Annotated in this window: 23 protein-coding genes; 14 read left to right on the top strand and 9 right to left on the bottom strand. The window is 68.8% G+C overall.

Translation table 11 applies throughout. From position 1 onward, the window contains the following. Positions 1-114: 114 nt before the first annotated feature. The gene (locus tag B7L05_RS03970; RefSeq protein WP_085808894.1) at positions 115-1,410 is read left to right on the top strand and encodes an Hsp70 family protein; all 1,296 of its coding nucleotides are present in this window, start codon (positions 115-117) and stop codon (positions 1,408-1,410) included. Positions 1,411-1,414: 4 nt separating this feature from the next. On the opposite strand, the gene B7L05_RS03965 is transcribed toward B7L05_RS03970, so the two are convergent. Then, positions 1,415-2,878, bottom strand: a complete 1,464-nt coding sequence (locus B7L05_RS03965) for a YdiU family protein (protein ID WP_085808893.1) — start codon at positions 2,876-2,878, stop codon at positions 1,415-1,417. Positions 2,879-2,996: 118 nt separating this feature from the next. Between B7L05_RS03965 and B7L05_RS03960 the strand changes: the two genes are divergently transcribed. The 7 genes from B7L05_RS03960 (at position 2,997) to B7L05_RS03935 (ending at position 9,637) form a co-directional block, all read left to right on the top strand. After that, positions 2,997-4,112, top strand: a complete 1,116-nt coding sequence (locus tag B7L05_RS03960; protein ID WP_085808892.1) for an AI-2E family transporter — start codon at positions 2,997-2,999, stop codon at positions 4,110-4,112. Between the two features lie 144 nt (positions 4,113-4,256). Further along, positions 4,257-7,037, top strand: a complete 2,781-nt coding sequence (locus tag B7L05_RS03955; protein WP_085808891.1) for a TonB-dependent siderophore receptor — start codon at positions 4,257-4,259, stop codon at positions 7,035-7,037. A gap of 58 nt (positions 7,038-7,095) precedes the next feature. Further along, on the top strand, positions 7,096-7,563 hold the full coding sequence (locus B7L05_RS03950) for a YaiI/YqxD family protein (protein ID WP_085808890.1): 468 nt from the start codon (positions 7,096-7,098) through the stop codon (positions 7,561-7,563). Positions 7,564-7,625: 62 nt separating this feature from the next. Further along, the gene (locus tag B7L05_RS03945; protein ID WP_085808889.1) at positions 7,626-8,201 is read left to right on the top strand and encodes a helix-turn-helix transcriptional regulator; all 576 of its coding nucleotides are present in this window, start codon (positions 7,626-7,628) and stop codon (positions 8,199-8,201) included. Between the two features lie 39 nt (positions 8,202-8,240). After that, positions 8,241-8,609 carry a hypothetical protein gene (locus B7L05_RS03940; RefSeq protein WP_085808888.1) on the top strand — a complete coding sequence of 123 codons (369 nt, stop codon included), beginning with the start codon at positions 8,241-8,243 and terminating at the stop codon, positions 8,607-8,609. A gap of 36 nt (positions 8,610-8,645) precedes the next feature. Further along, positions 8,646-9,074 (top strand): hypothetical protein, encoded by a 429-nt coding sequence (locus B7L05_RS17645; protein ID WP_256926594.1) that lies wholly within the window; start codon positions 8,646-8,648, stop codon positions 9,072-9,074. Further along, positions 8,990-9,637 (top strand): RadC family protein, encoded by a 648-nt coding sequence (locus B7L05_RS03935; protein ID WP_256926606.1) that lies wholly within the window; start codon positions 8,990-8,992, stop codon positions 9,635-9,637. The genes B7L05_RS17645 and B7L05_RS03935 overlap by 85 nt, the downstream gene beginning before the upstream one ends. 3 nt (positions 9,638-9,640) lie before the next feature. Here B7L05_RS03935 and B7L05_RS03930 read toward each other — a convergent pair whose 3' ends face one another. After that, the gene (locus B7L05_RS03930) at positions 9,641-9,820 is read right to left on the bottom strand and encodes a hypothetical protein (RefSeq protein WP_085808886.1); all 180 of its coding nucleotides are present in this window, start codon (positions 9,818-9,820) and stop codon (positions 9,641-9,643) included. A 118-nt stretch (positions 9,821-9,938) separates the two neighbouring features. Between B7L05_RS03930 and B7L05_RS03925 the strand changes: the two genes are divergently transcribed. Continuing rightward, on the top strand, positions 9,939-10,292 hold the full coding sequence (locus B7L05_RS03925) for a hypothetical protein (protein WP_085808885.1): 354 nt from the start codon (positions 9,939-9,941) through the stop codon (positions 10,290-10,292). Positions 10,293-10,301: 9 nt separating this feature from the next. Here the strand turns inward: B7L05_RS03925 and B7L05_RS03920 are convergent, their stop codons facing one another. From B7L05_RS03920 to B7L05_RS03910, 3 genes are read right to left on the bottom strand one after another with little or no spacing between them, the layout of a single operon-like run. Further along, on the bottom strand, positions 10,302-10,667 hold the full coding sequence (locus B7L05_RS03920; protein ID WP_256926593.1) for a ribonuclease HI: 366 nt from the start codon (positions 10,665-10,667) through the stop codon (positions 10,302-10,304). Continuing rightward, positions 10,664-11,197, bottom strand: coding sequence for a pseudouridine synthase (locus tag B7L05_RS03915; RefSeq protein WP_256926592.1), 534 nt, complete (start codon positions 11,195-11,197; stop codon positions 10,664-10,666). Before B7L05_RS03915 ends, B7L05_RS03920 begins: the two co-directional genes overlap by 4 nt. 50 nt (positions 11,198-11,247) lie before the next feature. After that, a complete protein-coding gene (locus B7L05_RS03910) occupies positions 11,248-12,762 on the bottom strand; it encodes a peptide MFS transporter (RefSeq protein ID WP_179187122.1) in 1,515 nt (504 codons plus the stop codon). 286 nt (positions 12,763-13,048) lie between these two features. Between B7L05_RS03910 and B7L05_RS03905 the strand changes: the two genes are divergently transcribed. Both B7L05_RS03905 and B7L05_RS03900 read left to right on the top strand, forming a co-directional pair. Next, positions 13,049-13,627 (top strand): nitroreductase, encoded by a 579-nt coding sequence (locus tag B7L05_RS03905; RefSeq protein WP_085808882.1) that lies wholly within the window; start codon positions 13,049-13,051, stop codon positions 13,625-13,627. A 37-nt stretch (positions 13,628-13,664) separates the two neighbouring features. Next, positions 13,665-14,021 (top strand): GntR family transcriptional regulator, encoded by a 357-nt coding sequence (locus B7L05_RS03900; RefSeq protein ID WP_085808881.1) that lies wholly within the window; start codon positions 13,665-13,667, stop codon positions 14,019-14,021. A 10-nt stretch (positions 14,022-14,031) separates the two neighbouring features. On the opposite strand, the gene B7L05_RS03895 is transcribed toward B7L05_RS03900, so the two are convergent. Together B7L05_RS03895 and B7L05_RS03890 are read right to left on the bottom strand one after the other, a co-directional pair. Further along, a complete protein-coding gene (locus B7L05_RS03895; protein WP_085808880.1) occupies positions 14,032-14,859 on the bottom strand; it encodes an arylamine N-acetyltransferase in 828 nt (275 codons plus the stop codon). Beyond that, entirely contained in the window at positions 14,856-16,538 is a 1,683-nt protein-coding gene (locus B7L05_RS03890) for an acyl-CoA dehydrogenase (RefSeq protein ID WP_085808879.1), read from the bottom strand. The genes B7L05_RS03895 and B7L05_RS03890 overlap by 4 nt, the downstream gene beginning before the upstream one ends. A 37-nt stretch (positions 16,539-16,575) precedes the next feature. Between B7L05_RS03890 and B7L05_RS03885 the strand changes: the two genes are divergently transcribed. After that, complete coding sequence (locus tag B7L05_RS03885; protein ID WP_085809091.1) at positions 16,576-17,505, top strand: L-threonylcarbamoyladenylate synthase; 930 nt, start codon at positions 16,576-16,578, stop codon at positions 17,503-17,505. A 65-nt stretch (positions 17,506-17,570) separates the two neighbouring features. Here the strand turns inward: B7L05_RS03885 and B7L05_RS03880 are convergent, their stop codons facing one another. After that, complete coding sequence (locus B7L05_RS03880) at positions 17,571-17,798, bottom strand: hypothetical protein (RefSeq protein WP_085808878.1); 228 nt, start codon at positions 17,796-17,798, stop codon at positions 17,571-17,573. Positions 17,799-17,802: 4 nt separating this feature from the next. Next, entirely contained in the window at positions 17,803-18,348 is a 546-nt protein-coding gene (gene msrA, locus B7L05_RS03875) for a peptide-methionine (S)-S-oxide reductase MsrA (RefSeq protein ID WP_085808877.1), read from the bottom strand. Positions 18,349-18,413: 65 nt separating this feature from the next. On the opposite strand from msrA, the gene galE reads away from it, so the two are divergent. Together galE and B7L05_RS03865 are read left to right on the top strand one after the other, a co-directional pair. Continuing rightward, complete coding sequence (gene galE / locus B7L05_RS03870; RefSeq protein ID WP_085808876.1) at positions 18,414-19,427, top strand: UDP-glucose 4-epimerase GalE; 1,014 nt, start codon at positions 18,414-18,416, stop codon at positions 19,425-19,427. Continuing rightward, a complete protein-coding gene (locus B7L05_RS03865; protein WP_085808875.1) occupies positions 19,424-20,263 on the top strand; it encodes a CoA ester lyase in 840 nt (279 codons plus the stop codon). Before galE ends, B7L05_RS03865 begins: the two co-directional genes overlap by 4 nt. Positions 20,264-20,294: the final 31 nt, after the last annotated feature.

Here is a 20,294-nt window from a genome sequence, read left to right as displayed (position 1 = left end):
TTGCTGCGTTAGTATGTATTGTACGCAATACAATTGCAAGCCGCTGAAGTGTGGTTGTGGCGCCAGGATCGACGTGCGATAGGCGCCGCCCCGCATTGCCTGAGGAGCAGCGCCATGGATCACGCCGCGACCGCACTCGGCCTTGATTTTGGCACGACCAATACCGTCGCGGCGCTCGCCGATGGCCGTGGGACGTCGCGCCTGGTCGAGCTTGCTGGCGACGCGGCGGCGGGGGCGGTGTTCCGGTCGGCGCTGTGCTTCTGGGAGGATGATCGCGGCTGGGACGGGATCGCGCACGAAGCGGGACCGTGGGCGATTGCCGAATATCTCGATGCGCCGCTCGACAGCCGCTTCGTGCAATCGTTCAAGACCGTCGCGGCGAGCGCGTCGTTCGAGCGCGCGCTGATCTTCGGCAAGCCGTTCCGGTTCGAGGATCTGGGTCGCCGCTTCCTGCAGCGGCTGGTGGCGCACACCGGCGGCGCGCTCGCCGATCGGCCGCGCCGCGTGGTGGTCGGCCGCCCGGTCGAATATGCCGGGGCGCGGCCCGATCCGGCGCTGGCGCGGGCGCGCTACGACCTGATGCTCGAGGGGTTCGGCACCGGGATTCACTATGTCTACGAGCCGCTCGGCGCGGCCTACAGCTATGCCGCGCGGTTGACCGAGCCGGCGACGATCCTGGTGGCGGATTTCGGCGGCGGCACGACCGACTTCTCGATCGTGCGTGTCGCCGCGCCCGGCGCGCCGCACCGCTGCGTGCCGCTGGCATCCGCCGGCGTCGGTATCGCGGGCGATCGCTTTGATCAGCGGATAATGAACCAACTGGTACTGCCGCTGCTCGGCAAGGGCGGCAGCTACCGTTCGTTCGGCAAGCTGCTCGAGATACCCGGCGGCTATTTCAGCGATTTTGCCGACTGGTCCCGCCTAGCGATGATGCGCAACCGCCGCACGCTGGAGGAACTGCGCAAGCTGCAGCGTGACGCCGCCGATCCCGCGGCGATCGGGCGGATGATCGCGCTGATCGAGAACGAGCAGGGCTTCCCGCTCTACGATGCGGTCGGACGGGTGAAGCGCGCCCTGTCGGTCGACGAGGAAGCGCGCTTCGCCTTTGAGGGCGGCGGGGTGGCGATCAGCGCGCCGGTACGCCGGCCTGAGTTCGAGGCGTGGATCGCGGGCGACCTTGCGCGGATTGAGGCGGCGATGGACGTCGCGCTGGCGCGTGCGGCGACCGAGGCAGGCGCGATCGATCGCGTGTTCCTAACTGGCGGATCATCGCTGATCCCGGCGATCCGCGCGATTTTCGACCGGCGCTTCGGCGCGGAGCGAATCGCGACCGGGGGCGAGCTGACGTCGATCGCGCACGGCCTCGCGCTGATCGGCGAGCAGGACGATCTGGCGGAGTGGACGGCCTGACCGATTACGTGCCGCAGAAGGTGGCGGCGACGCGCTCGTGTGCCAGCGGCGGCTGCGCGTAGCGCGCATAGTCGGGCTGATCGTCGTACGGATGCGCGAGGACGGCAAGCATCTCCTCGAATGGTCCGAAATCGTCGCGCTCGACCGCCGCGGCGATCATCGCTTCGACGTGGTGGTTGCGCGGGATGAAGGCTGGGTTGACCGCGTTCATTGCCGCGCGGCGATCCTCGCCACCCACCGTGTCCGACAGCCGCGCATGCCACCGCGCCGCCCATTCGTCATAGGCGGTAGGATCGACGAACAGAGCGCGTGCTGGCTCCTCGTCACCCGCCACAGCATCGCCCAGCGCGCGGAAGAACAAGGTGAAATCGACCTGGTTCTGCTGCATCTTGGTCAACAGCTCGCTGATGAGATCGATGTCGCCGGCTTCCTCGCTGGCCAGGCCGAGCTTGCGGCGCAGCCCGCCGTGATAAGCGCGCTCGAACGCGGGACCGAAGGCGGCGAGCGCGTCCTGCGCGTCGGCGATCGCGGGATCGCTGTCGTCCGCCAGGAGCGGCAGCATCGCCTCGGCCAGCCGCGTCAGGTTCCAGTGCGCGATGCGCGGCTGATTACCATAGGCGTAGCGTCCTGCGCGGTCGATCGAGCTGAACACCGTGGCGGGGTCGTACTCGTCCATGAAGGCGCATGGGCCGTAATCGATCGTCTCGCCCGCGACGGAGACGTTGTCGGTGTTCATCACGCCGTGAATGAAGCCGATCAGCAGCCACTGCGCGACAAGCCGCGCCTGCGCGGCGATCACCGCGTCGAGCAGCGCGCGATACGGGCGGTCGGCCGATGAGGCATCGGGATAGTGGCGCGCGATGACATGGTCGGCGAGCAGGCGCAGCGCGTCGACGTCCTCGCGCGCCGCGAAGAACTGGAAGGTACCGACGCGGATGTGGCTCGCCGCGACGCGGGTGATGATCGCGCCGGGCAGCTCGGCGTCTCGCACGATCGTCTCGCCCGTCAGCACCGCGGCAAGCGCGCGGGTGGTGGGAATGCCGAGCGCGGCCATCGTCTCGCTGACCAGATATTCACGCAGCACGGGGCCGAGCGCAGCGTTGCCGTCGCCGCTGCGCGAATAGAAGGTGCGGCCGGCGCCCTTCAGCTGGATGTCGCGCCGGCGGCCCTGTGTATCGATCACCTCGCCAAGCAGGATCGCCCGCCCGTCGCCCAGCTGCGGCACGAAATTGCCGAACTGATGACCGGCATAGGCGAGCGCGATCGGCTGCGACCCTTCCGCGACCGTCTGGCCGGAGAGAATTGCGATGCCGTCAGCACTCTCCAGCATGGCCGGATCGAGCCCGAGCTCGCGCGCGAGCGGATGGTTGACGCGGATCAGCCGCGGTGCCCGCGCCGGCGCCGCGGCGGCGGGGGCGTGGAAGTGGGCCGGCAGGCGGGCGTAGCTGTTGTCGAAACGGAAGGTCATGCAATGCAAACGCGCCGTGCGCGGGTCACGTTCAGCGGCGATGACGTGCAGCCCATACTTTTTGCGCTAAACTGCGTTTAGCGTGCTCGATATACCAAAAGGGGGCTTCGGCAGGTTCATGGCTATCCGGCGACACCGCGTCGAGAACGGCGGGTTGATCACGTTTCTGGCGCTGATCACGATCGGGCTGATGCTGATCGTATCGAGCTTCGCCGGCGCCTTGCTGTGGGCGGCGCTCGCGGCGCTGCTGTTCCAGCCGCTGTTCCAGCGCATGCTCGCCCGCGCGCCCGACAAGCGCAATCGCGCGGCCGCGCTGACGCTGTTGATCATCACCGTCGCGGTCGTCATCCCGGCGATGATCGTTGCCAGCCTGGTCGTCGATCAGGCCGCGGGCGTCTACGCGCAGATGCGCAGCGGGCAGATCAACTTCGCGACCTATTTCGATCAGATCCACGATGCGCTGCCGACGCGGCTGCAGCGCCTGCTCGACAATGCCGGGTTCGGCAGTTTCGAACGCGCGCAGGCGCAGATCACGCAAGCGGTGGGCAGCAGCGCCAGCATGCTGGCGCAGCGCGCGCTATCGATCGGCGCGAATGCCGCGGCGTTCCTGCTCGCGTTCGGCGTCGGCCTCTACGTCACCTACTTCCTGCTGCGCGACGGCGAGCGGATCGGGCCGGCGGTGGTGCGCGCGCTGCCGCTCGAGCGGACTGTGGCGCAGCGGCTCAGCGACAAGTTCGTCGCGGTCGTGCGCGCGACGATCAAGGGATCGGGCGTCGTCGCGCTGGTGCAAGGCGCGCTGGGCGCGATCACCTTTTGGATCGTCGGGCTGCCCGCCGCGCTGCTGTGGGGCGTGCTGATGGCGATCGCCGCGCTGCTGCCGGCGATCGGCCCCGCGATCATCTGGGGGCCGGTCGCGATCTACCTGCTCGCGACGGGCGCGATCTGGCAGGCGGCGGTCGTGATCGTGTCGGGCGTCGTCGTGATCGGGCTGGCGGACAATATCCTGCGCCCGATCCTAGTCGGCCGCGATACGGGCATTCCGGACTGGCTGGTGCTGGTGACGACGCTGGGCGGGATCGATCTCGTCGGCCTGAGCGGGATCGTCGTCGGCCCGCTCTTCGGCGCGCTATTCCTCACCGGCTGGCAGATCCTGCGCGAGCAGCGCGATGCTCGCACGGAGCCTTTTGATGCTTCGGACGGCGCAGCGGACGGGGTTCCCGGCACGACTGGCTAACGCAGCGATGTTGCCGCGCTGCAACATTGTTGTCGCAAAGCAACCGATCGGCGATCAGCCGCTTGCGCGCCGCCGCTGAACGACGCAGCCTCCGCACATAAACGGGTGGAGGGGAAGCCACCCGAGATAACAGGGGGTTTCTTCATGCGTCAGTACGTTCGTCTTCTCGCCGGTGTGTCGTTCGCCGCCGTCGCCATGCCGGCCGTCGCGCAGACCGCCCAGACCGCGCCGAGCCAGGAAATCTCGACCGAGCCCGCCGGCGAGACCGATGCGACGCCCGAGAACACGATCGTCGTCGTCGGCAGCCGCGTCGCCAACCGCACCGTCGCCGACAGCCCGGTGCCGATCGACGTCATTTCGGACAGCGCGCTGCAATCGTCGGGGCTGGGCGAAGTTAACAAGATCCTCAATCAGCAGGTGCCCTCCTTCAACTTCCCGCAGCCGTCGATCGCCGACGGATCGGACGTGACGCGCCCCGCGACGCTGCGCGGCCTCAGCCCAGATCAGACGCTGGTGCTGGTCAACGGCAAGCGCCGCCACGTGTCCGCGCTGCTTAACATCAACGGCACCGTCGGGCGCGGCTCGGCGGCGGTCGACATGAACCAGATCCCGGCGCTGGCGATCGGGCGGATCGAAGTGCTGCGCGACGGCGCTTCGTCGCAATATGGCTCGGACGCGATCGCGGGCGTGATCAACGTCCAGCTCAAGAGCGCAAGCGACGGCGGCCGCGCGCAGGTGAGCTTTGGCAAGTACGTCACGACGCTGAACGACGTGTCGAACTTCGGCGGGCTGGTGCTGAACGGCGGACAGCCGGTGCTCGATCCCGCCGACACGCGCTACCTTCAGGCGAACAGCGACGGCGAGCGCAAGGCGCGCGACGGCGAGCTGCTGACCTACGGCGTCAACGTCGGCCTGCCCGTGGGCGACGGCGGATTCTTCAACTTTACCGGCGAGTATCGCGACCGCGGCTTCACCAACCGCCAGGGCTATGACCTCCGGCCGAACTACATTCGCCCGTCGACGACGACGTTCGACGCGCGCGAGGCGTCGTTCAACCGCCTCAACTTCCGCTACGGCGATGCGAAGACCGAGGATTTCAATTTCCTCATCAATTCGGAAGTGCCGCTCGGCGCAGCCGATTTCTACGCCTTCTTCACCTATGGCCATCGCGACGGCCAGTCGGCGGCGAACTTCCGCCAGCAGTCGGCCGCGACCAACCGCGATTTCTCCGCGGTGCTGCCGGGTGCGACGCTGACCAACGCCAATTTCGTCGGGCTGACGCCGGACGGCTATCTGCCCTTCATCCAGTCGCGCATCGACGATCTCGCCGGCACCGGTGGCATCCGCACCGAAATCGCCGGGTTCAAGAGCGATTTCTCGGTCGGCTTCGGGCGCAACGAGCTGAGCTACCGCACCACCAACAGCGTCAACGTGTCGTTCGGGCCGAACAGCCAGCGCAACTTCGATGCCGGCGGCCTGCGCTTCTCGCAGATCCTCGCCAACGCCGATCTGTCGCGCCAGTTCGACATCGGGCTCGCCGGCCCGCTGACGTTCGCGTTCGGCGGTGAATATCGCCACGAGATCTTCGAGATCCGCCCCGGCGATCCGCAATCCTATCGCACCGGCCCGTTTTTCGTGCCGACGCAGACGACGACGCGGGCGAACTGCGACGCGCAGGGCGGCAACTTCGCGGCGGCGACGGGCGTGTGCACCTTCCCCGGCCGCACCGCGGCAGCGGGCGCGCAGGGCTTCGGCGGGCTGCCCGCCTCGGCGCGCACCAACGTCAACCGCGACAGCTTCGCCGGCTACCTCGAGTTCGACGCCGACCTGTTCGACGGGCTGACCGCGACGGCGGCGGGGCGCTACGAGCATTTCAGCGATTTCGGCGATACGCTGAACGGCAAGCTCGCGCTGCGCTACGAATTCACGCAAGGTTTCGCGGTGCGCGGTTCGGTGTCGAACGGCTTCCGCGCGCCGTCGCTGCACCAGCAGTTCTTCACCACCACCTCGACCAACTTCCTCGCCGGCGTGCCGGTGGACGTGTCGACGGTGCCGGTGAACAGCCCGGTGGCGCGTGCGCTCGGCTCGCAGCCGCTTGATCCCGAAAAGTCGCTCAACCTGTCGGCGGGCTTCACCGCCAACCCGTTCCCCGGCTTCAACCTGACGGTCGACTATTTCCACATCAAGATCAAAGACCGCATCGTCCTGTCGGAGAACCTCGGCGCGGCCGGCGTCGGCACCGCGGCGCAGAATGCCGCGGTGAAGGCGATCCTCGACGCCAACGGTTTCGCCAGCGTCGGCGCGGCGCGCTTCTTCCTCAACGGGCTCGATACGACGACGCAGGGTGTCGACGCGGTGGCGACCTATCGCGCCAACCTTGGCGGGCTGGGCGCTTGGAACTTCTCGGCAGCGTATAACTACACGCAGAACAAGATCGACGAGCGGCTGAACAATCTCAGCGGCCTGTCGCAGATCCCCGGCCTCGTCCTGTTCGGGCGCGTCGAGGGCATCCGCTTCGAACGCGGTCAGCCGCGTGACAAGTTGGTGCTGGCGACCGACGGCAAGATCGCCGGGATCGGCGTGTCGGCGCGCACCACGCGCTACGGCTCGGTAATTTCGCCTGAGACGACCGCGCCGCTCGGCGCGGATGCGCTCAGCCTCACCGCACTCGGCCCCGACGATCAGCGGCTCAGCCCGAAGTGGGTGACCGATCTGTCGCTGAGCGTCGACGTACGTGGCGCGCAGCTGACGGTGGGCGCGGACAATGTGTTCGACGTCTACCCCGATCGCCGCCCGTTCGGGCCGCGCCCGGCGGCGGTCGGCGGCAGCTACCCGGCGACCTACCAGTTCCTGCCGTACAGCAACTTCTCGCCGTTCGGCTTCAACGGGCGGTTCCTGTACGCGAAGCTCGCGATCGGCTTCTGATCGGCGCCGCGCCTGCCGCGGCTAGCCGGACGACGGCATCGATGGCAGGGAAGCGGGCGTGAGCCTGCGCCCTGCCATCCTCGTCGACGCCGATGCCTGCCCGGTGAAGGAGGAGATCTACCGCGTCGCCTATCGCCTCGCGGTGCCCGTCACCATCGTCAGCAACGCGCACCTGCGCGTGCCCGCGCACTCGCTGATCCGCCGCGTCGTCGTGTCGGACGGGTTCGATGCCGCCGACGACTGGATCGCCGACCATGCCGACGCCGCGGCGGTCGTCGTGACGGCGGACATCCTGCTCGCCGATCGATGCATCAAGGCGGGCGCGAGCGTGCTCGCCCCCACCGGCAAGCCGTTCACCGCCGCGTCGATCGGCAACGCGGTGGCAGTGCGCGCGATCATGAGCGATCTTCGCGCGGGCGGCGAGCAGATCGGCGGGCCGAAGCCGTTCGGCAAGGAGGATCGCTCGCGCTTCCTATCGGCGCTGGACACCGCGCTCGTCCAGTTGCGCCGCCGCTACCCGGCGTGACCGGCGACACCTTGGAAATCCGCTCGCCATCGCGCGTTGCACTGATCTATGTCTAACTAGCCATGAGCGTGATGGAGAATGACGTGCGCGGGCTCGATGCCGTCGCATCGCTGAGCGAGCGGGAGCGCACCGTGCTTCGCATGGTGCACGGCGGCTACCAAACCGATGAGATCGCGCGCGCGCTCGGCCGCTCGCCCAACACGATCGAGAATCAAGTCGCCAGTGCGCGCCGCAAGCTGGGGGGCGTCACCCGGCGCCAGGCGGCGCGGATGCTCGGCGCGGCCGACGCCGCGGGGATGACCGACGATGCACCGGGGCGGGACGCGCTCTCGGACGTAGCGCAGGCGGATAGTGGTTCACCCACTAACCAGCCGTTCGCTATCCCCGAAACCGTTCGGAACAGTGATGACAGTGATCGTCGCCCGGCGATGGTCCAGGAAGAACGAGCGATCTTCCTTCCCGAACCACTGGCGGTGCGACCGGTCCGCGAGCAGCCAGCATCGCTCGACGGCCGGATCTCGACCGTCGCGATGATCGTCGCGACGACCATCGGGATCATCGTGATCTTTGCCGCCACGCCGATGCTCGTCGAAAGCTTCCGGGCTTTCACCGCGTGGATCATCCGAACCTTTTACTAGCCTCGCGCGGTGCGCTCTCCGCGCGAGCGGGGAGCACCGATGACCGTCACCGCCGAAGCCCTCGAGCGCAAGCTGCTCGCCCGTTCCGTCCGCGCCGCACCGGTCGTGCCCGATGATGCCATGCATTTCGTCGATCAGGTCGGTAGCGACATCGTCAGCGCGATGACCGCGGCGGACAACACCGTCGCTGCGACCGCGCGCACCATCGCCACCTTCGTCGAAGAGCGGCGCAACCGCCGCATGCCGCTGGCGCTCGGCTTCGATGCGCTCGACGTCGCTGCCGAAGCGCTGGCGAGTTCGATCAAGGCGCGGCGCGATGTCGCGCGGCTCGAACTCGAGCTCTATCGGTTGCCGCCGCAGATTGGGGTCACCGCCTGGGGGCCGTGGTGCCCGTGCGAGATGCCGTGAGTTGATGCCGCCGCGCGGCGCGGGCAGGATCGCGCGATGGCCTTCGTCATCGCCTTTTATCTCGCCTTCGCCGTGCTCGCCGCGCTCGCCTTGTGGCGCGCGGCACTGCCGGAGCGTCTGGCGGTGGCGTTGTTCGCCGCGGCCGCGCTCCTGTCTTATCTATCGCTGCCCACCATCCGCGCGGATGCGCCGCAGGTCCTGATCCGGCTGCTGCTGATCGACCTCGCGGTGCTCGCCGGACTGGTGGCGCTGGCGATCCGACATGGGCGCCGATGGTGTATTATCGCAGCCGCGTTTCAGATCGTGTCGACGCTCGCGCATTTCGGGCGGGTGATCGATCCGGCAATGGATCTCGACGTCTACGCCATCATGGAAAGCGCATCGAGCATCCCGCAGCTCGTACTGCTGGCAGCGGCGATCTGGCGCCACCCCCGCCGGCCGAGACGATCCTTGCCCGAATCCTGACGGGCGTCGTCGAAGAGCCGGGTCGTGCGTCGGCGACACTGATCGACGAGTTCGGCTCGCTCGGCGCGCTGCTCGCGGGCTCACGTAAGCGCATCGAGCGGCTCGCTGGCAGCGGTGTCGCGCCGCTGGTCGACGCGCTGGGCCAAGCGGTGCACGAAATATTGCACGAGCGGATCGCCGAGCGCCCGCTGCTGGGGGACTGGGCTGCGCTGCTCGACTATCTACGCGCCGATCTGGCGCATCGCCGCGTTGAGCAGGTGCGGCTGCTGCATCTCGACGCCGGCAATCGGCTGATCCGCGACGAGCTTCTGAGCGAAGGCACCGTCGACGGCGCGCCGCTGCCAGTGCGCGAGGTGGTGGCAAGCTGCCTCGAACTCGGCTCGGCGGCGCTGATCCTCGTCCACAATCATCCGTCGGGCGATCCGCAGCCGAGCAAGGCGGACATCGCAATCACCCGTGCGCTGGCGGCGGTGTGTCGGCAGATCGGCATCGTGGTGCACGATCACCTGATCATCGGCGCCGCGGGCCACGTCAGCCTGCGCGCGCGCGGCGATCTCGCATGAGCGTCAGTGCAGGCGCTCCGCATCGTGCGCGTCGAGCCCGCCGGGGCGCAGCGTTTCCAGCGCGTGCGCGACGTGCAGCGCGACGACCAGCTCGCCGGCCGCCTCCGCCGTATCGAGCGCTGACGTCAGCAGATGTTCGAGATCCCGAAGCAATTCCGTCCGATCACTGCCCGACACGCCCATTCACGCACCTTACGTCAAGCCGGGCGCTCCTGCGCGATCATGCGCGCGGTTGCCCGGCGGCGGTCTTAGCCCGCCCGGGGGCGGGCGGCACCCTTCTTTTCGGTTCCGAGGTCCCACAATGGAAAAGATGATACTCGAGATGGCGCGCCGGCATCAGGCGATCCGCCGCGGGCGGCGCGCGATGCTCGAGGGAAGCGATCTCGCGACCGAGGGGCCGTGGGACCTGCTGCTCGCGATCTTCATCGCCGAAGAGGAGAAGGGCGCCCCGGTCGATCGTCGCGCAGCGGGGCGGCTGTGCCAGGCGCCGGCATCGCTGCTCGACCGCTGGATCGCGGTGCTCGGCCCGTGCGATCTGCTAGTCGCGGAGCCGGGGCCGACCGGACGCATCTCGATGACCGAGACCGCGCGGGGCAAGCTGGAGCAGTTGCTGCGCGAAGCGGCGGCGTTCAGCGCGTCGACCAGCGCGCACTGAGCGGGCGGCCTAGCGATCGTGGAGCCGCGCCAGCGCGATGCCGGCGAGGTTCTGCGCGCGCCGCAAATAGCGGATGCGGGTGCGCGGCGGGAGCGGCAGCGCGCGCAGCGTCGCGAGCTGCGCCGCGTGGCGCGGCGGGCAGCGCACCGCGCCGTTCGCCTGCGCGATCACCGCGGCCGCATCGCCCAGCAGGATCGGCTCGCACAACTCCAGCGCGACCACGAGCCGCGCCGCGGCGATCAGCGCGAGCCACTCCGCCTCCATGCTGGTGCCGGCACCCAGATCGCGGCAGATCGTCAACTTGCCCGCCGCTACCAGCGCATATTCCATCCCGGCGGGCAGCGGGCGACAGCCGCCGTCGAAGAAGATCTTCACGCCAGCCGCCACACGCCCGGCGCCAGACCGTCGAGCGACCACTCGCCGATCCGCCAGCGCACCAAACGCAGTGTCGGATGTCCGACCGCCGCCGTCATCCGGCGTACCTGGCGGTTACGTCCTTCGTGGATCGTCAGTCGCAGCCAGCTGTCGAGGATCGCCGCGCGGTAGCGGATCGGCGGATCGCGCGGCCACAGCGCGGGCGGCGCGATCACTGCAGCTTCGGCGGGGCGGGTGGGCCCGTCGGCGAGCGTGACGCCGGCGCGCAGCTGATCGAGCGCGGCGTCGTTGGGCACGCCCTCGACCTGCACGAGATACGTCTTGGGCAGTTTGAAACGGGGATCGGCGATCCGCGCCTGAAGCTGGCCATCGTCGGTCAGCAGCAGCAATCCTTCACTGTCACGATCGAGCCGACCGGCGGGGTAAACGCCGGGCAGGTCGATATAGTCCGACAGCGTCCGCCGCTGCGTCGGGCTGCCGCGATCGGTGAACTGGCTTAGGACGTCGAACGGCTTGTTGAACAGGACCAAGCGGCGCGCGCCCGCTGGCCGCGCCGGCTTGCCTGCAGCAGGCCGGCGCGTCAGTGGCGCGTCGCCGCGGCGGTGTTGATCCCCGCTGCCTGCGGCTCGGCGAGTTCCGCCTCCCCGGCCATCGCGTGGTCGCCGTCGTTGCGCAGCGTGTCGAGGTGCATCAGGCGACGCACGAACGGGCTCAGCGCCAGCACGACCGCGGCGATGCCGATCGTCCACCAGCCGATCGTCGAATAGACCGCGAGCGTCGCCTCCTTGGTCATCTCGCCGCTCTCGCCGCCGGTCGCCTCACCGATCTTGCCGGCGACGAAATTGCCCACCGCCGTCATGTAGAACCAAGCGCCCATGATCAGGCTGGCGAGGTGCTTGGGCGCGAGCCGGTTCATCGCGCTGAGGCCAACGGGGCTGAGGCACAATTCGCCAGTGGTCTGCAGGAAGTAGATCGCGAAGACGAAGAAGACGGGCGTCGCGACTTCGACGCCGACGGTATGCGCGCCCCAAACGAAGACCAGGAACGACAGGCCGACCTGAGCCAAAGCGAGGCCGAACTTGGCCGGCGCGGAGGGCTCGAGTCCGCGCTTGCCGAGCCACACCCACAGGCCCGCGAAGATCGGGCCGAGCAGCACGATGTAGATCGGGTTGATCGACTGGAACAGCGAGGCGGGCACCCCGCCGCGATCGACGTAGCGATCGGTATAGAGGTTGAGGCTGCCGCCCGCCTGTTCGAATAGGCCCCAGAAAACGGGGTTGAGCGCGATCAGGAACAAGACGGCGAACATCCGGTCGCGCGCATGCGGCTCGAGCTTGAAGCTTTCGAACAGGACGTAGCCGAGCAGCGCGACGCCCGAGATGATCAGCAGCGTCTGGATCACGCTCTGATACTGAACCAGCGCCCATATCACCGCGATGGCGGCGAGGCCGATCGCGTAGATCGACCATTCGGCCTTCTTGGTCAGCGGATGCGGCGCCTCGCCCTTGCCGAGCAGCAGCGGCTTGCCGAGGACGAACACGACGAGGCCGAGCAGCATGCCGATCCCCGCCGCGCCGAAACCATAGGCCCAGCCATAGGTCTCGCCAAGCCAGCCGGCCATGATCGTGCCGATCGCCGCGCCGGTGTTAATCCCGATGTAGAAGATCGTGTACGCGCCGTCGCGGCGCACGTCGGTCAGCGGATAGAGCTGGCCGACGATCACCGAAATGTTCGCTTTCAGGAAGCCCGAGCCGACGATGATGAAGGCGAGCGCCATCCAGAAGACGTTGATCGCCGCCGAACCCTGGCCGCCGTCGCCCTCCACCGCCATCAGCAGGTGGCCGAGCGTCAGCAGCACCGCGCCGAACACCACCGCCTTGCGCTGCCCGAGATAGCGATCGGCAAGATAGCCGCCAAGCACGGGGGTGATGTAGACGAGGCTGGTATAGGCGCCGTAGATCAGGTTCGACTTGCCGTCGTCGAACAGCCAGTGCTTGGTAAGGTAGAAGATCAGCAGCGCGCGCATGCCGTAATAGGAGAAGCGCTCCCACATTTCGGCAAAGAACAGGACGTAGAGACCCTTGGGATGGCCCATGAACTCGGGGCCCTTGGTGGTCGCCGCGACGGCGCCGCCGCCGATCAGGATCGCAAGGAAGCCGAGCGCGATCGATGGAATGATGGGCAAGGATACGCTCCCAAGATACAGCCGGGCCAAGTTGCGGATCGGGAGAGGCCTCCCCCAAAGCGGGCGAACCTAACGCATCGCGCGCGGATGCCAAGCGGGTTGTTGCAGGTGAGACGACCGCCGGCCAGGCGCACCGCAACGCTGCGTTGCCGCGATTGCGCTCGACTTGCGAACGGTTCGCGATAAGAGGGCGGATATGTTCAACGACACCTCAACACCGCTCGCGCTGCTCGCCTCGCGCCGCTCGGGCAAGCCGCGCGATCTGGTAGCACCGGGGCCGAGCGAGGCGCAGCTCGCCGAAATGTGCGCGATCGCCAGCCGCACCCCCGATCACGGCAAGCTCGCGCCGTGGCGCTTCGTGATCGTCGGCGACGAGCAGCGCGAAGCGCTCGCCGCGCTGCTGGTCGACGCCTATAGCGCCGAGAAGCCCGACGCGAAGCCGCACGAGCTCGACGCGCAGGTGCAGTTTGCGCGGCAGGCGCCGGCATTGGTCGTGGTGCTGTCGTCGCCGCGGCTCGACAGCCCGATCCCGGTGTGGGAGCAGGAATTGTCGGCTGGCGCCGCATGCATGAACCTCCTCCATGCGGCGCATGCGATGGGCTTCGCCGCCGGATGGCTGACGACCTGGGCGGCGTTCGCCGAGCCGGTGCGCGACGCGTTCGGCGCTGCGCCGGAGCGGATCGCCGGCTTCATGTTCATCGGCACCCCGTCGCGCGGGCTGGAGGAGCGGCCGCGGCCCGACCTCGCGACAACTGTCCGGAAATGGACAGTCTAGGACTCGACGTGCGCGTTCATTGCTGTATTAAGGCAGCATGACAGCGCTGAGCAGCGAGGACAGCCCGGTCTACATCCGGCTGCGCGGGACGATCGCCGCGGGAATTCTGCGCGGCGATTTTCGCGCGGGCGACCAGCTCCCCTCGGTACGTGCGCTCGCCGCGGAACATGGCGCCAATCCGCTGACGGTGGCCAAGGCGTATCAGTCGTTCCAGGACGAGGGCTATGTCGAGGTGCGGCGCGGGGTCGGCATGTTCGTCCTTCCCGGCGCGTCGGAGCGGCTGCGGACGGCCGAGCGCGAGACGTTCGTGACGCAGCATTGGCCGCGCATCCACGGCTACATCGATCTGCTCGGGCTCGACGCCGCCGACCTGCTCGCGCGCGAGCGCGCCTGAGCCGCGGCGATCAGAACAGCCCGAGTGCCGCTACCTCTTCGGCGGTGAGATCGATCCCGAACATCATGCTCAGCCGCATGCGATAGACGCGCGGATCGCCGATCGTCGCCTCATTCTCCTCCTCGCCGGCGCGGCGGCGGTAAGCGCGATCGGTCAGGCTGGCGAAGCCGTGCGGTAGCACGATGCTGGCGATCTTCAGCGTGGTGAAACGCGTGCCAGGCGCGGTCGACGTCCAGTGGTTCGACAGCGCAAGATCCGCCGGCCAGACGGTGTCGGTGGTGAAGCTGTACTGCGGCTGGAAGCCGTCGCCAGCGCCGCGCCCGTCGGTGCTCGCCGCATGGCCGTCGCGCGCGAGCAGCCAGCCGTGCGTCGCATCCTGCGTTAGGCGGAAGCGCGCGCCGTCGGGCGCCTCCGCTTCCGCCCCGTCGGCGAGCGGCATCGGCGGCGCGTAGCTGCCGCCGAAGCCGGCATCGGCGATCCACGGCTGGCCGTCGACGGTGACGAGGCTCAGCGTGTGCGTCTTGGGCGGCACGCCGTCGCCGTTGAGCCAGACGCGCGCGAGCAGCGGGCGTGCGTCGAACCCCAGTGCGCCCAGCGCGTCGAGAAACAACCGGTTCTGCTCGAAGCAATAACCGCCGCGGCGCGCGACGACGAGCTTCGAGAAGACGGCGGGGGAATCGATCGCGATCGGGCGGCCGAGCGCGACGTCGAGGTTTTCGAACGGGATTGCGAGGCGATGCGCGCGCTGAACCGCCGCCAGCCCGAAATGATCGAGCGTCGGGCGGGCGGGCAGGCGGATGCGATCGATATAGGCGGGCAGGTTGAACGGCAGGCTCACGCGGCGAACGCCTCCGCCGACAGCGCGTAGAGCGGGGCGGCTAGCGCCTCGGCCGCGGCACGCAGCCCCATCGCCTCGGGCACGATCTGATCGAGGTAGAAGGCGACCACCGCCTTCTTGGCGCGACCGAACGCGTCGTCGCCCGCGGCCGCCGCCTCGCGCTCGAGCAGCCAGCCGCACGTCGCGACCGACAGCATGGTGAGGAACGGATAGCTCGCCGCATTGCGATCGTCGGCGTCGGCCGTCTGCAAGCGGCGGCCGACCGCGTCGCACGCGGCGACCAGCGCGCCCAGCCCCTCGTGCTTGGCGCCGCGCAGATCGTCGATCAGCGTCGCAAAGGCCGCGCCGTTCGACAGCGACAGCTTGCGCCCGACGAGGTCGGCAGCCTGAATGCCGTTGGTGCCCTCATAGATCGGGGTAATGCGCGCATCGCGGAAGAACTGCGCCGCGCCGGTCTCCTCGACATAGCCCATGCCGCCGTGCACCTGCACGCCGAGGCTCGCGACTTCGTTGCCGAGATCGGTGCCGTGCGCCTTGGCGAGCGGGGTCGCGATCTCCAGCCGGTCGCGCGCGGCGGCATCACCCAGCCCGGCGCGATCGACCTGGCCCGCGGCATAATAGACCAGCGCGCGCGCCGCCTGCGTCTGTGCCTTCATCCGCATCAGCATGCGGCGCACGTCGGGGTGCTCGATGATTGCCGTCAGCTTGCCCTCGCGTGCGCCCTGGACGCGCTCGCGGGCGTATTCGACCGCCTTCTGCGTCGCCGCCTCGGCCACCTGCACGCCCTGTAGGCCGACGTTGAGGCGCGCGTTGTTCATCATCGTGAACATCGCGCGCATCCCGCCATATTCGGGGCCGATCAGCTCGCCAACGCAATCCTCGTGATCGCCGAACGCCAGCACGCAGGTAGGTGAGGCGTGCAGCCCCATCTTATGCTCGATCGAGACGACGCGAACGTCGTTGGGCGTGCCGTCGCTGCGCACCTTGGGGACGAGGAACAGCGAGATGCCGCGCGTGCCGGCGGGCGCATCGGGGGTGCGCGCGAGGACGAGGTGGACGATGTTCTCGGCCAGATCGTGGTCGCCGAACGATATGTAGATCTTGGTGCCCTTGATCGCGAACGTGCCGTCGCCGCGCGGCGTGGCCATCGTGCGCAGCGCGCCGACATCGCTGCCCGCCTGCGGCTCGGTCAGGTTCATTGTGCCGGTCCACTCGCCGGTCGCGAGCTTGGGCAGCCACGTCGCCTGCTGCTCGGGCGTGCCGTGATGCTGCAGCGCCTCGATCGCGCCAACTGACAGGATCGGGGCGAGCGCGAAGCCCATGTTGGCGCTGCCGAGCGTCTCGAGCACCGCGCACTGCACCGCGAAGGGCAGGCCCTGGCCGCCGAACGCCTCGGGCACGCCGATCGTCCCCCAGCCGCCCTCGACATAAGCGCGGTACGCCGCCTTGTAGCCGTCGGGCATCACCACGCCGTCGGGCGTCCACTTCGCGCCCACGGTATCGCCGGCGCGCGCGAGCGGCGCCCACTCGCCCTCCGCCAGCTGCGCAATGCCCTCGAGCACCGCGTCGATCACGTCGGGGGTGGCGGCGGCGAAGCGTTCGGTGCCGGCGAGCGCGTCGATGCCGACGATCTGGTCGAGGACGAAACGCTGTTCGGCGATGGGGGCGGCGTAGGGCATGTTCTTCTCCGGGCTGGGTCCGCTATACCGTGCGGCGATGACGGCTCAACTCCCCCGTATCGTGCCGTTCGGCGACGATGCCGTCGCCGCGGCGGTAGCGGTGCTGCGCGTAGGCGCGATCGTCGCATTGCCGACCGAGACGGTCTACGGCCTCGCCGCGGACGCGACGCATGGCGCGGCGGTGGCGAGCATCTATGGCGCCAAGGGCAGGCCGAGCTTCAACCCGCTGATCGTCCACGTCGCCGATCTCGCCGCGGCGGAGCGGATCGCCCTGTTCGACGAGGAGGCGCGCGGACTGGCCGCGCGCTGGTGGCCCGGCCCGCTGACGCTGGTGCTGCCGCTGCGCGGCGAAGCGGGGATCGCCGGGCTCGTCACTGCGGGGCTTGAGACGATCGCGATCCGCGTACCGGCGCACCGTGCGATGCAGGCGGTTCTGCGAGCTTTCGGCGGGCCGCTCGCCGCGCCCTCGGCGAATGTGAGCAACGCGATCAGCCCAACGCGTGCGGCGCACGTTGCCGCCAGCCTAGGCGCGCGCGTGCCGCTGATCCTCGACGACGGGCCGACCAGCGCCGGCGTCGAATCGACGATCATCGGCTGGGGCGCGGCGGGGGCTGCGATCCTGCGGCCCGGGCCGATCACCGCGGAGGATCTCGGCCTGCCGCTCGCGGCCGGCGAGGCGCGGATCAACGCGCCCGGGCAGCTCGCCACCCATTACGCGCCGCACAAGCCGCTGCGGCTCCATGCGATCACGCGTGAGGCAGGCGAATGGCTGATCGGCTTCGGCGCGGTCACTGGCGACGACACGCTGTCAGCCAGCGGCGACCTTCTCGAAGCGGCCGCGCGCCTGTTCGACGCGCTGCACCGCGCCGATGCCGCGCCCGCCGAACGGATCGCCGTCGCGCCGGTGCCGGCGACCGGGATTGGCGCCGCGATCAACGATCGCCTGCGCCGCGCGGCGCACCGCTGAGCCGCTAGGCCGATGCGGGGAGGATCGCCGCGTTAGGCGATCAGTGCTGCCTGAGCCGCCGCGGCTCAACCGGCACAAGCGGCAGATGAGCCGCCGATTTCACGCGCCGGATCGGCAAGAATAGCAGCAACGTCGGCGCGTGCGTTCCGCGAGACCGTCTCAGCTGGATCGCGACCGATGCGCTCCGCCAGCAGCCGCGTCGTGCGCGTTCGACCGCGGAACGCGAAATCCACCAGTCGCGCGGTCTCGACCTCCGCCCGGCGCAGCAGCGCCGAGCGGAGATCGAACACCATCGCGTCAGGCCGCGACCGTCGCCGCCTTGGAGCGCGCGGCGAAGCTCTTGCGCAGCTTCTGCAGCTTGGGCGGGATCACCGCCATGCAATAGGGGTTCCGCTTGCCCTCGGTATCCCAATAGTCCTGGTGATAATCCTCCGCCGGGAACCAGTTGTCGGCCTGCTCGATCGTCGTGACGATCGGCTTCGACTGGTCTTCCTGCGCGCGCTTGATCGCCTGATTGGCCTGCTCTTCCTGCATCACCGTCATCGGGAAGATCGCCGAACGATATTGCGTGCCGACGTCGTTGCCCTGGCGATTGAGCTGCGTCGGATCATGCGTCGCGAAGAAGATGTCGAGCAGGTCGCCGTAGCTCACTTTCTCAGGATCGAAACCGACGCGGATCGCCTCGGCATGGCCGGTATCGCCGTTGCACACCTGCTTGTACGTCGGATTATCGACGGTGCCGCCAATATAGCCGCTCTCGACGCTTTCGACACCGATCACGTCCTTGAACACGGCCTCGGTACACCAGAAGCAGCCGCCGGCCAGCGTTGCATATTCGGTCATGGATGCAGTCTCCTTTGCCGCCAATGTAGGAAGCCGCTAGGCGACGCGCAAAGAGGGAGAATGGCATGACGCTCGGCAGCAAAACTTTGAGCGGCAAGGTGATGGTGACGGGCGGGGCCGGCTATATCGGCAGCCACGCGGTGCTCGCGCTGCTCGATGCCGGCCACGACGTGGTGGTGATCGACAATCTCGTCACTGGGTTCGACTGGGCGATCGACCGCCGCGCCGCCTTTGTCGAGATCGCGGTCGAGGATCCAGGCGTGCGCGAGGTGATTCGCGCTCACAACGTCCGCGCGATCATGCATTTCGCCGGTTCGGTGGTGGTGCCCGAATCGGTCGAGAACCCGCTCAAATATTACCGCAACAACACCGCCGCGACGCGCAGCCTGATCGAAAGCGCAGTGGCGGAGGGCGTCCCCCACTTCATCTTCTCCTCGACCGCCGCGACCTACGGCAACCCCACCAAGGTGCCGATCACGGAGGGCGATCCCCAGGGGCCGATTAACCCTTATGGCATGTCGAAGTTGATGACCGAGGCGATGCTGCGCGACGTCGCCGCGGCGCATCCGATCAATTACGGCGCGCTGCGCTACTTCAACGTCGCCGGCGCCGATCCGCAGACACGCAGCGGGCAATCGACGGTGGGCGCGACGCACCTCATCAAGATCGCGGTCGAGGCGGCGACGGGCAAGCGTGCCGCGGTCGGCGTGTTCGGCACCGATTTCCCGACGCGCGACGGCACCGGGGTGCGCGACTATATCCACGTGTCCGACCTAGCCGACGCGCATGTCGCGGCTTTGTCGCAGCTGATCGCCGCACCCACCGAAAGCTTCACCTTCAACTGCGGCTACGGCCGCGGCTTCTCGGTGCTCGAAGTGCTCGACGCGGTCGACCGCGTCACCAACATGACGATCGAGCGCCGCATCGAGGGGCGGCGCGCGGGCGATCCGGCGGAACTGGTGGCGGACAACAGCGCGATCCTCGCCGCGCTCGACTGGCGGCCGAAGCGCGCCGATCTCGATGGCATCGTGCGCGACGCACTGGCCTGGGAACGCAAGCTGGCGGAGATGGGCAAGTGAGGCTCCGCTCGCTGCTGTTCGTGCCCGGCGACCGGCCCGAGCGTTTCCCCAAGGCGGTCGCCACCGGCGCCGACGCGCTGATCCTCGACCTCGAGGATTCGGTGGTGCCCGATCGCAAGCCCGAAGCGCGCGCCGCGGTGCGCGACTGGATCGCCGCGCCGCGCGAGGAAGACGGCCCGGCGGTCTTCGTGCGGATCAACCCGATCGACAGCGACGAGGCGGCGGCCGATCTCGACGCGCTGGCGGGGCTGGCGCTCGACGGCATCGTGCTGCCCAAGGCCGAAGGCGCCGAATCGGTCGCGATGCTGATCGATCGGCTGCCAGGCGATTACCTGGTGCTGCCTGTCGCGAGCGAGACGCCCGCCGCGGTCTTCCGCCTCGGCACCTTCGCCGAGGTGGCAGGGCGCCTCGCGGGCGTCACCTGGGGGGCGGAGGATCTGCCCGCCGCAATCGGCGCGATGACCGCGCGCGAGGACGATGGCAGCTACACCGATCCCTATCGCGTCGTCCGTGCGCTCACGCTGTTCGGCGCACACGCCGCCGCCGTGCCCGCGATCGAGACGGTGTTCCCTGATTTCCGCAACCTAGAGGGCCTCGCCGGCTACGCCGCGCGCGGCCGGCGCGACGGGTTCACCGGGATGATGGCGATCCACCCGACGCAGGTGGCGGTGATCAACGAGGCCTTTACCCCGAGCGACGCCGAGATCGCGCACGCCCGCGCCGTCGTCGCCGCATTCGATGCGAACCCCGGCGCGGGGGCGCTGCAGCTCGACGGCAGGATGATCGACGCGCCGCACCTCAAGAGCGCGCGGCGCCTGCTCGCGCTGATCGACTGAGCGACGACGCCGCGCCGATAACGCTGGCGAC

Origin of the sequence: Sphingomonas sp. TZW2008 (assembly GCF_002117915.1) — a bacterium.
Lineage (GTDB): Bacteria > Pseudomonadota > Alphaproteobacteria > Sphingomonadales > Sphingomonadaceae > Sphingomonas.
The sequence above is the reverse complement of the archived record's forward strand: the minus strand, read 5'-3'. Positions and strand labels throughout refer to the sequence as shown.